The sequence below is a fragment of the Pseudomonas sp. AM8 genome (assembly GCF_036346475.1).
GTDB classification, from domain to species: Bacteria; Pseudomonadota; Gammaproteobacteria; order Pseudomonadales; family Pseudomonadaceae; genus Aquipseudomonas; species Aquipseudomonas marginalis.
In genome coordinates, this window is sequence record NZ_JAOTNX010000002.1 from 836,461 (window position 1) to 848,380 (window position 11,920).

Below are 11,920 nucleotides of genomic sequence, written 5' to 3' on the forward strand. Positions count from 1 at the left end.
GCTTGTCCCGCGCTGGGCTGCGAAGCAGCCCCAGTCAAGAAGAACGCGGTGTATCAGACACTCTGTAGAGGCTGGTTTTGGGGCTGCTCCGCAGCCCAGCGCGGGACAAGCCCGCTCACCACAGGGAGATGTGTCAGGGTTTGAAAGGTTGTGTAGATACCTATGCCCTCTCAGCGCATCACACCTTGACGTTCTGCCGGATATTCCAGCCAAACTTCACCGGCCCACCATCCTTGGCGCCATCAGCCCTTTTCCTCAATCGGGAGCGGGCCTACAAGACGTCAACGTCGCGTCAGGAAGTGCCCGACTGCAAATGGCGAAGCTTCCGACACTCATCCCAGTCGCGGCGTCTTTACTCTCTCAACTCCCAAAAAAGGAGTTCAGGAATGACCGTCGCCCTGTTCAAGGATGGCTTCCCATCAACCCACCGCACTACACGCCAACGCATTGAAAGCAGCCTCGACCTGCGGCGGTTGTTTTTCGCCATAGACGCCGACCCGACGTTGATCGGCGCGGGGGTGGTGTATATCGATGGGGATTTCAACGTGGTGGTACTGCGTGAGTTCCAGGCGATTTGCAGTGTGCGGCCGATCAAGGTGGTGCTGCGGGAAGCGCCGAGGTATGTGGGGCCGGTGGAGTTCAAGCGGATGTTGGAGCATGAGCCTCGGGAGTCGGAATGGGTAGCGGAGTCCAAGACCCGCGCCTGACACCCAAGCTCCTCAAGCTCAAGCAAGCCGCACGTAACGCGCCAAAACGCATTCCAGCAACAAAGATAAAACCAATCATCGCGACCCATCGAAATGATGCCATTGCAGCAGCACTGGGCCTCGCCAGCAGCGGTATGTCCGGAAACACCAAGACGCTGGCCATCGGTATCTACGAAGAGTTCAGCGAATGAAAAACCGCCAGGAGCCCCTTTACCTTATAGATCCTCGCTCTCTTTGGGCGCGTCACAGACTGGCGTTGTTTGGCGGTCTTATAGCCTTGTGCCTTTCGATTGCCACCACCGGCACCCTGATGAATCTCACCTACTTCGCCCACGCATCCGATGAACTGACCAGTAATGCGTTCTTCATCGCAGGCGGGATTGCGTGTGCGGTATTCGGCGTCGCGCAGAGCTTGGTCCTTCACGGTTATCCACGATGGGTGTGGCTTCAGGTGGGTGTGTTCCTCATCTACTTACTGCTCGTAGTGCCGACAATCCTTTACAGCCCCGATCACCTCCTATTTACCCTTGCCTTACTAAGCCCGTTGATCGGGCTTCTATGCCTGAACAGCAAACGCCAACGACAAATGCGCCGAGAGATGTTGGAAATCAGGCATAAACGCAACGGCGTTATCGCCACCCTGAAACAACAGGGCCGCTGGAAATGGTGGTGAGCCTCAGGCCGCCTCGCTCCTTGCCGCCGTATGCCGATTCACCGGCACCGGCAAGCCCAGATGCCCACGCAACGTGCTGTGGCTGTACTCACTGCGAAACAACCCGCGCTCGCGCAACAATGGCAGCACCTGGTCGATAAACCGCGCAAAGTCATCCGGCGCGCCGACATGGATATTGAAACCATCCACCGCCCCTTCGACAAACCAGCGTTCGATCTCGTCCGCCACGGTCTTGGGGGATCCGACAAAGCTCGAGAACGGCTTGGCAAAACGCAACGCCGCCTGGCGTAGGGTCAACTGCTGGTCACGGGCGACTTGCTTGATGTTTTCGGCATGCCCGCGATAGCCGTTGCTGCCTAGGTCGCCCAGGTCCGGGAACGGCTCATCCAGCGGGTACTGGCTGAAGTCGTGGTAGTTGAACGGTCGCCCCAACTGCACCAGTGCCTTGTTCAAATCCAGCTCGCCATTGCGTTCGCGATCGATGGCCTGGGCCTGTTCGTCGGTGTCGGCAATGATCGGCGAAATGCCCGGCAGGATGGTCACGTGGTCGGGGTTGCGTCCGGCGGCGGCGGTGCGTTGTTTGATGTCGCGGTAGTAGGCCTGGGCGTCCTCGAAATTGCCCACGCCGGCAAAAATGCCCTCGGCATAGTTGGCCGCCAGGCTGCGTCCGGATTCGGAAATACCCGCCTGGAAAATCACCGGCTGGCCCTGGGCTGAGCGCGCGATATTCAACGGCCCGGTCACCGAGAAGAACTCGCCATGGTGATCCAGGCGATGCTGGCGTTGCGGGTCGAGGAACACGCCGCTGGCCTTGTCGCGCACGAAGGCGTCGTCTTCGTAGGAATCCCACAGTCCCTGCACCACCTCCAGGTGCTCGGCCGCGCGGCGATAGCGCTCGGTGTGGTCGATATGCTGCTCACGGCCGAAGTTGCCGGCCGCGCCTTCGAGGCCGGTGGTGACCACGTTCCAGCCGGCGCGGCCGCCGCTGATCAGGTCCAGGGAGGCAAACTGGCGGGCGACGTTGAAGGGTTCGGTATAGGACGTGGTCAGGGTGGCCACCAGGCCGATCTTCGAGGTGGCGCCGGCCACGGCCGAGAGCAGGGTCAGCGGCTCCAGGCGGTTGAGAAAATGCGGCGCCGAATCCGGGGTGATGTAGGGGCTGTCGACGATGAACACCAGGTCGAACTTTGCCGCTTCCGCCTGCTGCGCCTGGGCGCGATACCACTCTATATCCACGCTGGCGTCGCCGGGGATTTGCGGGTGCAGCCATTCGTTCTGCGCAGTGCCGACGCCGGTGAGGATGGCACCGAACCTGAGTTGCCGGGGTAAGTGGGACATCACGATATTCCTCCGTGGATGGCAGCGACGCTGACCTGTGGAGAAGGACCATAATGCCCGCCGGCAGGCTTGTGAAATGCTTTGTGGATCTATGCTAATCATTAAAAATAATGATCAAAATAATGCCGGACATTCCCTAAGCGCATAATCAGCCCAACGCTCTCCCATCAGCAGACTGACCCGATCGAGCAGCACCGCCCACTAAGCCGTTTGTTAAATCGAGGCGTTGCGCCTAATATCGCAAGCAACACCTTGCATAAAAAACCACCAAGGCTTGCTCATCACCCAGCCCGCATATTCGAAGGAGTGGCATGCAGATGAAAGAATCCAAAGAAGTGTACGAACGCATCAGTGAACAGTTCGAGGATTTCACCGCCAGGGCCTCTCAACGCAAGGTCGAGGTCGACACCTTCCGTAGCATGGTCGGCAATGTCGAGGGCCTGCGTATCCTGGACCTGGCCTGTGGGCATGGTTTCTTCAGTCGCCAGTTGAAGGACTGGGGGGCGGCCAAGGTGCATGGCGTGGATATTTCCGAAAACATGATCTACCAGGCACGGCAAGCCAACGACGGTATCGCCTACGAAGTGCGGGATGTGGCGAAGATGGGCCGTATCGGCGCCTACGACATGGTGACGGCGGCCTGGCTGTTCAACTATGCCAGCAGTGTCGACGAACTGAGCAAGATGTTTCAGTCGGCGGCCGACAACCTGAAGCCCGGCGGCCAATTGGTGGCCTACACCGCCAACCCGTCGTTCGAACTGCAAAAAGGCAATTTCACTCGCTATGGGATTGAGGTGTTCGATGAAACCCCGGTCGCTGGCGGGTTTCGCTGCAATGCGCAATTCATGTCATCGCCACCCGCACCGTTTACCTACTACCGCTGGGAGCAAGGCGTGTACGAAGAAGCCGCACGGGTGGCCGGTTTCAACCAGCTCACCTGGGTCGCCCCGCTGATCAGCGAACACAGCCGCACCACCATGGGTGCGGGGTACTGGCAGCTGTTCGAGCGCAACAGCCTGCAGATCGGTTTGACCTGCCGCAAATAATCACGCCGGGGCGGCGACCGGGCGCAATCGCACCCGGATGTCCGCCCCCACCAGGCACTGCTCGATGATCGACAAGGGTTGCGCCTGGCCCAGATCGGTCAAGCCATCCAGCGCCAGCAACGGCCGTGCATCACTGCCCAGGAACAGCGGGGCGATGTAGACCAGCCACTCATCCACCAGGCCTGCCGCCGCAAAGGCGCCACACAATACCGGGCCGGCCTCGACCTGGACCTCGTTGCACCCCTCCTCAGCCAGGACCGTCATGACCTCTCGCAGGTCAAGCCCTTCGCCGTCCACCCCGACCTGCCGGAAACGCACACCCGCAGGTGGTGGGTGCGCCGGCTGGACGCCGGGCCCATGAAACACCAGGGTCGGTGCCGCGCCATCCAGCACATGGGCCTGGGCATCGCCCTTGAGATGCTGGTCGAGCACCACCCGCAGCGGAACGGAAAACGCCGCGTGCGGGTCGGGCAGGCGCACCGTCAGGCGCGGGTTGTCCGCCAGCAGCGTGCCACTGCCGGTGAGCACCGCGCAGGCCCGGGCGCGCCACATTTGCACATCGTCCCGGGCCTCGGGCGAGGTGATCCATTTGGATTGCCCGTTACCCAGGGCCGTGCGACCGTCCAGGCTCATGGCCAGCTTGATCCGCAACCATGGCCGCTTGCGTTCGGTACGTGAAAAAAACCCCTGGTTCAACTCGCGCGCCTCCGGACACGGCAAGTGTTCGACCAGCACACCCGCCGCCTCAAGCCGCTCAATGCCATGATGCTCATGCTGGGAGCGGTCGACACTGGCAATCACCACCCGCGCCACCCCGGCCCTGATCAACGCGTCGGCACAGGGCGGCGTGCGCCCATGCCCGCCGCACGGTTCCAGGGTGACGTAGGCGGTGGCGCCCCGCGCATCGGCGCCCGCCTCGCGCAGGGCATTGACTTCGGCGTGTGCCTGCCCCGCCCACTCGTGCCAGCCCTGGCCAAGCAGCAAGTCGCCCTTGGCGATCACGCAACCGACCCGGGGGTTGGGTGCCGTGGTAAAGGCGCCCCGGTCGGCCAGTTTCAGGGCGAGCCGCATGAAGTGCATGTCACGCGCCAGCGCCAGGCTCATGTGCGAACCAGCGCCAACAGGTACACCGCCTCACCATGCTGGCGCTCGATCACCACCAGGTCCTGCCAGGTGAAACCAAACGCTTCCAGGGTGTCGCGCACACCCTGTTCGGTGAAGAAATAACCTTGACGCTGGTTATCCATCTCGCGCCAGCCCGGCTCCGGGTTGCTCGCGTCGACGCCGAAGACGTTGAGCCCGATCAACGCGCCAGGGCGCGCGTACTGGCGGATATTGGCCAGGTAACGGTCCCATTCATCCGGATGCTGGTGATGGAAGCAGCCATTGTCGAGTACGCCGTCAAACACCTCCCCTGCCGGTGGCTGCCAATCCTGCAGGGCGCTGCACACCAGGCTGAGACGCTCGCCCCAGCGTTTGCGCAGCAGCGGCCAGCTGGAATTCTCGACGATGTCCAGGCCGGTCACCCGGTGCCCTGCCAGGATGAACTCCGAGGCATCCCGCGCACGGCCGACTCCCACGTCGAGGATATGCTGGTCCGGCGTCGGCCCCAGTGCCTCGAGGAAAACCCGGGCGGCCTTGGCCATGCCAATGTCCCAGGACCACTCATCTTCACCATGGCTGTAGCGGTGGACAAATGAGGTGTCGAGCGCCCGGCGGTACGTCGATACGTCCATGAATTGCGCTTGCTTGCTCATATCAGGCAGTCCTTGGGTCAAGAGGCGCGACGGGTGGCGATCCCGTAGATCTGGCCATCGTAGGAACTGGCCAGGAAATCATCGCTGGCCGTGCTGTGGGTGATGCAGGAGATACCACTGGCGGTGGGACGCTGTACTTGCTGCCAGGAACGGCTGGGCAAGTCGAACAGCGCGATGGTGCCGCTGTAGTTCGCGGTGGCAATCACTTCCCCGTCGGCGGAGGCACAAATGCACTTGATGGAATTGCGGTGCGGCGTGTCATAGACCTCGTCACCGGACTCCAGCCATAGGCGCAATTTCAGGTCGCGACCAATGCTGGCGAAACCGCCGTCGACCCGGCAGCAACCGTTGGAGATACGCGTGTGGGCATTTTCGATATGCCGCGCGCAACTGAAGTCGCTGATAGTGTGCAGGGCGGCGGCGGCCGAGGCGCATACGCTGAACAGGTGATGCTCGTTGGCCGCCACGCCTTTGATCGCGTTGTCGTGCATCGGGATCGACGCCACCAGCTCCAGGCTGTTATCGCCGGCGATGACAAACACCAGGCCTTCGCCGGTGTAGGTTCCGATCAATGCATGAAGCTGGCCATTGCGCTGGAACGTGGTGCCGCAATTGAGCGGCGAGCGATGCTGATACAACAGGCGCCCGCTGAGGGCATCGAACACTTGGCCCATCTGCCCGCCGGTCAGCAGCAGCGGGCCGAACGGCAGCAGGAAGTTGCACAGGCTGCCGACGCCGCTCACGGGCTGGTTATCGCGAAACAGCAGGCCCGCGTCACCGATGCTGTATTGCCCGCCCTCGGTGGTCACCACGGCGTTGATGCTCACCGCCGGCTGAATGCCGTCCACGGTCCACTGATCGTGTTCATAATCCCAGGTGGCGTAGCGCGAGCCGAAGGTGGCGAACACCAAGGCGTCACTGCCGACGAACGCACAGCTGCGCGGCCAGACGATGCTCGGCAAATTGGTGCTGCGCAGGCGCTCCAGCTGCGTGCCATCGAAGCGCCAGAGGATCGCCAGGCGGTCATAACTCAAGGTCACCAGCAGCTGTTTTTCATCATTCCAGACAATGCGCTTGATCCCGGCATCGTGGGCAGGAACGGAGCGGATCTCGCCTCCATGGATGATCGAGATACGCCCTTCGTCGTCACCGGCAAACACTACGCCGGCGCGGGTAATGGCGACGGTATCGGTCTCGACGCCACCGATGTCGACTTCATCGCATTGCTCGAAGGTGCTGGTGTCCCACTGGCGCACCGTGCCGTCGTCGCTGCTGGAAATCAGGCGTTTGCCATCCGGCGACCAGACCACGGAAATCACATCGGCCTGATGCCCGCGGCAGGTGCCCTTGAGGTTGCCGTCGAGGTCGAAGAGGCGCAGTTGATGATCGCGCGAGCAGGTCGCGATTGACGCACCGTCCGGCGAGAACACCGCCATTTCCACGTCGTCGTCATGCCCCGACAGCACGGCCTTGAGGCGCATGCTCGGCACTTCCCAGACGCGGGCGGTGTAGTCGCTGCTGGCGCTCACCAGGTACTTGCCATCGGCACTGAACGCGCACTGGTTGGCCAGGTGGTCATGGCTGACGCGGTGGATCGAATGCCCGGTCTGGGCGTTCCACAGAATGACTTGGTTGTCGTAGCCGGCGGTGGCGATGAACTCACCAGCATGGGCGGCGACGCCGCTGATAGGGCCTATGTGTCTCATCGAAAAGTCCTTTTCCTGGAGAATGAAATCAAAGCTTGATGGTGTGGCTCGACTTGCTGACTTTTGATCGCAGGTAGTTGTGGTTGTGCTTGGTCAGGAACACCCCGGTCGGCACTGAGCTGACCACGTCGATCCCGCCATCGCGCAACTGCTTGACCTTGTCCGGGTTGTTGGTCAGGAGCCGGCAGCGATGCACATCCAGGGCCCGCAGCATGGCGACCGCCGGGGCGAAACTGCGCGAGTCTTCCGGGTGGTTGAGCTTCACGTTGGCCTCGTAGGTGTCCATGCCGGCGTCTTGCAGCAGGTAGGTTTCGAACTTCGAATACAGGCCGATACCGCGACCTTCCTGGCGCAGGTAGATCAGGTAGCCGCCTTCGGCATCGAGCGCCTTCAGGGCTTCCTGCAGCTGCGGGCCGCAATCGCAGCGCTGGGAACCGAACACATCACCGGTGATGCATTCGGAATGCACGCGCACCAGGGGCACATCGGCATCGGGCTCACCGGCCTTGACGGCAAAGTGTTCATTGTTCTTGTCAAAGCCCTTGAACCCGAAGAAGTGGGCGTTGACCTCACCGCCAAGAATGGAGATGGGAACTTGCGTATGAAGCGTTACTGGAGTGTCCATGGCATAGCCTCTATGGAAGTGTCGCGTTCTGGCCAGAGTGGTTTTCTACCAAACGGAATCCCATGACATAGATGGGTCTTGGATAACGTCCATGTCGGCGCTGATTGCGCGCAAGATCCCTGAAGCGGGTAAAACTGCCGCCACGGGCTACCCGGTGCCTACCAACATCCAGCACCAGGTCATCGTTGATCTCAGGCCCGCCCGGATAGGCCCGATAATCGTCGGCAACGTACTCTTCCACGTTGCCGGCCATGTCCAGCGCGCCAAATATCGACGCGCCCTCGAGGAACACCCCGACGGGTGTCGACGTGAGCAACCCCAACTCGATGGTGTTGGCGTACTCGACATTGAAGGTTTCGCCCCAGGGAAACTGAGAGCGCTGCGGCCCTGCCGCGGCGTATTCCCACTGTGCTTCGCTGGGCAGCGCAAACGCCCGCCCGGTGCGTCGGCTCAGCCATTGGGCGTAGGCGTCGGCATCCACGTCGCTGACGCTGTAGACCGGGTGGTTGGCCTGGTGCTGGGGAAAGCGGCCAAAGGCCCAGCCGGTCGGCAGGAACGGATAACCGGTATCCAGCAGGAAGGCGCGATATTCGCTGTTGGTGACCGGGTAGCGACCGATGCGAAAGCTCGCCAGGTCGACCCGATGGTTGGGGGTTTCTTTCTCGATCCAACTGCGGTCCAGGCCCAGCCCGGCGTAGGCGGTCATGACCGCGTCGACGCGCTGCGGCTCCAGGCCGATCTCGACCTGGGCGGCAGGAACGTCGCACATGGCGGGGCTGAACACGTCGATGCGCGGGTCGCCCTTGTAGCCCAGCACTTCACCGGCGGCGATACGCCGCACCAGGGGTTCGGCAACCGACTCGACCACCCGTAGCAGTTGCTCGATGGGCGCACTCATCAGCTGTCCGGTGGCGTCGGCGATTTGCCGGGTCAGTTCATATTCGACGTAAGCCTGCGGGTAGCCCATCAATACCCGATCAGACACGTTCTTTGGCAAAGGGCTCGGCAGCGTCGGCCAATGCCAACCGTATTGATTCGTCATAGGTACACCTTTATTCCGAGCGAACACATCCACGACCGAGCGCGAAACCGCTCGGCGTGTGGGGATCAGTCAGGTATCAGAGTCGGTCGAGCAGCAACCTTCGATTGGTCTCGATCATCTCGATTTCGGTGGAGTACACCTCAACCACCAGGCCATCGGGGTCTTCGAAGTACACGGCCGTGCGGACGTTGTCCGGACCGTGGTGATAACCCGGCGCGGGGCCATTGCCCTTGACCAGGGTGATGTTGTCGTCGGCAGCCACCTTGTCGGCGATGCGCTTGACATCCTCGGGCAGCGCACGAATGCCGATGTGGTAGCCCGGCGGGTAGACAAAGTCGGGATTGTGTTCGATGAAGAAGTCGAAACCATTCAACTCCATCACTACTTTGCGCGGCCCCAGGTTGTAGCAATAGTGGGCGCCGAAGATGTCGCGATAGAACGCCTGGGAGGCTTCCAGGTCGCGGGTGAGGATGTTGATATGGGTCAGTTGCGGGCGCTGGGACTCCAACGCGGCAGCCTCGATGGATACACCTTCCAGGGACCGCCACATTTTGATCGCGGCGGCGAATTTGGAGAAACCGGCCAACCAGTTTTTCACCGTGTCCGGGGATACGCCCGCGTCAGTGATCGCCAGGCCATGGGGGTAAATGAAACAGGCCGTGCGTTGCAGCAATGCCGCGTTAAGCGGATCGCCGGCAGGTTGCCCGGCGCTGCCTTCGGCAAGGCGCACGATGCTGACGGCCTTGTTGTGGTAACCATCGGCCAATGCCGCGAGCCGGGTAGTGAGGGTATCGAGGCTGTCTGCCGCCGACACCAACAGGATAAACCCGTCGGCCTGGGGTAATTGCGCGCCCTCCACGGCCGCGCACAGTTCAAAACCGGCGGCTTTCGCGCAGGTGTTCAACGGCTCGAGAAAGCCGTTCAGACGTGCGGCCGTGTCGGAGCTGTACAAGGTAATAAAGCGCAGCATCAGGCAACCCTCCCCTCGGTACGGCGACCTATCAACAGGCTGTAGCGCCCGATAGGTTCCTGCACCACCTCAAAGCCCTGGGCAACCATCTGTTCGGCAATCCAACGGGTGGGATGCAGTTCGCCGTGCACCGTGTTGACCATCATGTGCAGGGAGAAATCCGCCGACAGCGCCGGGTGAATTTCATCGTCTTCCAGGGTCATGCTCAGCACCAGCAACGAACCGCCGTCGTTGACCAACTGGGCAGCCGAGCGGATCAGCGTGCTGGTTTCTTCGCGGGTGAAGTAGTGCAGGCAGTCATTGACCATGATCACGTCGGCGCTTTCACCTTCGTAACGGGCCAGGTCCAGCAGGTTACGTTCCTTGAACGTCAGGCGCCCCGCCAACTGGTACTTCTCGACGGTGCTTTCGGCGGACTGGCGCGTGGCGGCCAGGTCCCAGATTTCGCCCTGGACCTGAGGGTGCCGCCGAGCGATTTCGGCGATATAGGTGCCGTGTCCACCGGCCAGGTCGATGACCTTGCTGGCGGTATCGAACACTGGCAATTCCTTGAGCACATCGACCATGGGTTGACTGAAGCGCACCATCGCATCGTTGAAGGCATCACGTGCGGCAATGTCGTGTTTGAAGCGGTTCTCCTGCTGGAAATCCATGGACTCGGCGCTGCTCAGGATTTCCCCGAGGCGTGGCCAGTTCTGCCACTGCAAGCGCTGGTGGGCAATGATCGGGCCGATGAACTCGGCGCTGCGGCTGACCAGGAAACGCTCGGCCAGTGGCTGGTTGGTATAGGTGTCGGCGGACTTTTTCAACAGACCCAGGGCAACCAGGCCATTGAGAAAGATCTTGGCCTTGTTGGGCACCCAGCCCAATTGCTGGCTGATTGCGTCGGCGGTAGCCGGGCGGGTGGTTTGATCGAAGAGGTGCTGCGCTACAGCGAAGTGAAGGATGGCGGATTGTCGATACTGGTCGGAGAGTTTCACCAGGTCGACCACGCTGGACAGAGCAGTTACTTCATCAGCGTGCTCATAGATGGTCGTCGGCTTTTGCGCATTCATACAGATTCTCTTCCTTGAATGTTTTTGTCTTCGCTGACGTCGGCAAGCAATCAGTGTTTGAGACGTAGCGTGTTTTCTAACGGTCCGGAGTCGTGTGCAAATGAATGTTCAGGAGCAGCTTCCAAAAAAGCTAGCTACGATCCTAGTCCTAAGTCCTACAAAAGCAAGTCAAACCTTTTATAATTATTCGCTATTTATAATTAATTATTAATTCCTTTTATTTATTATTTTCCTGAGCGGCAAAAATGACTATGCTCATGCCCACTACCCCTTACGCAATGGATGGCGCCAAAGGTCGACGAACTCCAGTGATGCCCTCACTCCCCATGGTTACACGCGATTTATGACCTCCAAACCTGCCGACGATACCCAGTCATCCACCGCCGAACGCATCCTGTTTTTGCTCAAGACCCGTGGCCCGTTGAAAACCACCGAACTGGCTTCGCTGCTGGAACTCACGTTTGAGGCGACCCGGCAACAAATCCAGAAATTGCAGGCATCGGAGTTGATCGTCGGCGTTTCGGCACCCACTTCCGGGGCCGGCCGGCCGTCGTTGAAGTGGGCGCTGACGGACACCGCACACAACAAATTCCCCGATTCCCACAGCGTGCTGACCCTGCACCTGATCGAATCCATCGAGGGGGTTTTCGGCAGTGATGGCATCGAGAAAATCATCACCAGCATGGAAGCGACCAATCGCCAGGAATACGTCCAGGCGTGTTCGCAAGCCTCGTCCCTGGAAGAAAAAGTCGCCATCCTGGTGCGCATCCGCGAACTCGCCGGCTATATGGCGCACATGGAACCCGCGGGTGAAGGTTGGCTGCTGATCGAAAACCATTGCCCGATCTGCGCTGCCGCGCGCAAATGCCAGGGTTTCTGCCGCTCGGAGTTGCAGATATTTCGTGCAGCCATGGGCGACGACACCCTTGTCGAACGTTGCGAACACCTGATCTCCGGCGACCGACGTTGCGTCTATAACATTCAACCGCGCACCTGACCGC

At 60.8% G+C, this 11,920-nt stretch carries 12 protein-coding genes and 1 pseudogene; 5 read left to right on the plus strand and 8 right to left on the minus strand.

The annotated features are described in order from the left end of the window. Nucleotides 1-386: 386 nt before the first annotated feature. The 3 genes and pseudogenes from V3W40_RS34680 to V3W40_RS08920 all read left to right on the plus strand — a co-directional run. Nucleotides 387-692, plus strand: a pseudogene (locus V3W40_RS34680) (NAD synthetase); the annotation flags it as partial. After that, nucleotides 677-898, plus strand: a complete 222-nt coding sequence (locus V3W40_RS34685) for a hypothetical protein (protein WP_442962832.1) — start codon at nt 677-679, stop codon at nt 896-898. The pseudogene V3W40_RS34680 and the gene V3W40_RS34685, both read left to right, overlap by 16 nt. Then, complete coding sequence (locus tag V3W40_RS08920) at nt 895-1,380, plus strand: hypothetical protein (RefSeq protein WP_137213134.1); 486 nt, start codon at nt 895-897, stop codon at nt 1,378-1,380. Before V3W40_RS34685 ends, V3W40_RS08920 begins: the two co-directional genes overlap by 4 nt. Before the next feature lie 3 nt (nt 1,381-1,383). Here the strand turns inward: V3W40_RS08920 and V3W40_RS08925 are convergent, their stop codons facing one another. Then, nucleotides 1,384-2,718: an LLM class flavin-dependent oxidoreductase gene (locus V3W40_RS08925; RefSeq protein WP_330214873.1), complete on the minus strand. Its 1,335-nt coding sequence runs from the start codon at nt 2,716-2,718 to the stop codon at nt 1,384-1,386. Between the two features lie 317 nt (nt 2,719-3,035). Between V3W40_RS08925 and V3W40_RS08930 the strand changes: the two genes are divergently transcribed. Further along, a complete protein-coding gene (locus V3W40_RS08930) occupies nt 3,036-3,764 on the plus strand; it encodes a class I SAM-dependent methyltransferase (RefSeq protein WP_259191820.1) in 729 nt (242 codons plus the stop codon). On the opposite strand, the gene ribD is transcribed toward V3W40_RS08930, so the two are convergent. The 7 genes from ribD to V3W40_RS08965 all read right to left on the minus strand — a co-directional run bounded on the left by ribD (nt 3,765) and on the right by V3W40_RS08965 (nt 10,919). Then, entirely contained in the window at nt 3,765-4,868 is a 1,104-nt protein-coding gene (gene ribD, locus V3W40_RS08935; protein ID WP_330214874.1) for a bifunctional diaminohydroxyphosphoribosylaminopyrimidine deaminase/5-amino-6-(5-phosphoribosylamino)uracil reductase RibD, read from the minus strand. It abuts the gene before it with no gap. Further along, the gene (locus V3W40_RS08940) at nt 4,865-5,521 is read right to left on the minus strand and encodes an SAM-dependent methyltransferase (RefSeq protein ID WP_065948047.1); all 657 of its coding nucleotides are present in this window, start codon (nt 5,519-5,521) and stop codon (nt 4,865-4,867) included. The genes ribD and V3W40_RS08940 overlap by 4 nt, the downstream gene beginning before the upstream one ends. A 17-nt stretch (nt 5,522-5,538) precedes the next feature. After that, on the minus strand, nt 5,539-7,227 hold the full coding sequence (locus V3W40_RS08945) for a WD40 repeat domain-containing protein (protein WP_065927310.1): 1,689 nt from the start codon (nt 7,225-7,227) through the stop codon (nt 5,539-5,541). Nucleotides 7,228-7,255: 28 nt separating this feature from the next. After that, nucleotides 7,256-7,852, minus strand: coding sequence for a GTP cyclohydrolase II RibA (ribA, locus tag V3W40_RS08950; RefSeq protein ID WP_330214875.1), 597 nt, complete (start codon nt 7,850-7,852; stop codon nt 7,256-7,258). 10 nt (nt 7,853-7,862) lie between these two features. Beyond that, entirely contained in the window at nt 7,863-8,894 is a 1,032-nt protein-coding gene (locus V3W40_RS08955; protein WP_330214876.1) for a formylglycine-generating enzyme family protein, read from the minus strand. Between the two features lie 76 nt (nt 8,895-8,970). Continuing rightward, nucleotides 8,971-9,864, minus strand: coding sequence for a VOC family protein (locus tag V3W40_RS08960; RefSeq protein WP_065927308.1), 894 nt, complete (start codon nt 9,862-9,864; stop codon nt 8,971-8,973). Continuing rightward, nucleotides 9,864-10,919, minus strand: a complete 1,056-nt coding sequence (locus V3W40_RS08965; protein ID WP_065927307.1) for a class I SAM-dependent methyltransferase — start codon at nt 10,917-10,919, stop codon at nt 9,864-9,866. Before V3W40_RS08965 ends, V3W40_RS08960 begins: the two co-directional genes overlap by 1 nt. A 343-nt stretch (nt 10,920-11,262) precedes the next feature. Between V3W40_RS08965 and V3W40_RS08970 the strand changes: the two genes are divergently transcribed. Next, nucleotides 11,263-11,916, plus strand: a complete 654-nt coding sequence (locus V3W40_RS08970) for a helix-turn-helix transcriptional regulator (RefSeq protein ID WP_065927306.1) — start codon at nt 11,263-11,265, stop codon at nt 11,914-11,916. The last annotated feature ends 4 nt before the right edge of the window (nt 11,917-11,920 follow it).

Bases quoted from the DNA above. Each gene is read 5' to 3' on its own strand.
- V3W40_RS08965 (WP_065927307.1), bottom strand. From the start codon at position 10,919: ATGAATGCGCAAAAGCCGACGACCATCTATGAGCACGCTGATGAAGTA.
- V3W40_RS08960 (WP_065927308.1), bottom strand. From the start codon at position 9,864: ATGCTGCGCTTTATTACCTTGTACAGCTCCGACACGGCCGCACGTCTG.
- V3W40_RS08945 (WP_065927310.1), bottom strand. From the start codon at position 7,227: ATGAGACACATAGGCCCTATCAGCGGCGTCGCCGCCCATGCTGGTGAG.
- V3W40_RS08930 (WP_259191820.1), top strand. From the start codon at position 3,036: ATGAAAGAATCCAAAGAAGTGTACGAACGCATCAGTGAACAGTTCGAG.
- ribD (WP_330214874.1), bottom strand. From the start codon at position 4,868: ATGAGCCTGGCGCTGGCGCGTGACATGCACTTCATGCGGCTCGCCCTG.
- V3W40_RS08925 (WP_330214873.1), bottom strand. From the start codon at position 2,718: ATGTCCCACTTACCCCGGCAACTCAGGTTCGGTGCCATCCTCACCGGC.
- V3W40_RS08955 (WP_330214876.1), bottom strand. From the start codon at position 8,894: ATGACGAATCAATACGGTTGGCATTGGCCGACGCTGCCGAGCCCTTTG.
- V3W40_RS08920 (WP_137213134.1), top strand. From the start codon at position 895: ATGAAAAACCGCCAGGAGCCCCTTTACCTTATAGATCCTCGCTCTCTT.
- V3W40_RS34685 (WP_442962832.1), top strand. From the start codon at position 677: ATGGGTAGCGGAGTCCAAGACCCGCGCCTGACACCCAAGCTCCTCAAG.
- ribA (WP_330214875.1), bottom strand. From the start codon at position 7,852: ATGGACACTCCAGTAACGCTTCATACGCAAGTTCCCATCTCCATTCTT.
- V3W40_RS08970 (WP_065927306.1), top strand. From the start codon at position 11,263: ATGACCTCCAAACCTGCCGACGATACCCAGTCATCCACCGCCGAACGC.
- V3W40_RS08940 (WP_065948047.1), bottom strand. From the start codon at position 5,521: ATGAGCAAGCAAGCGCAATTCATGGACGTATCGACGTACCGCCGGGCG.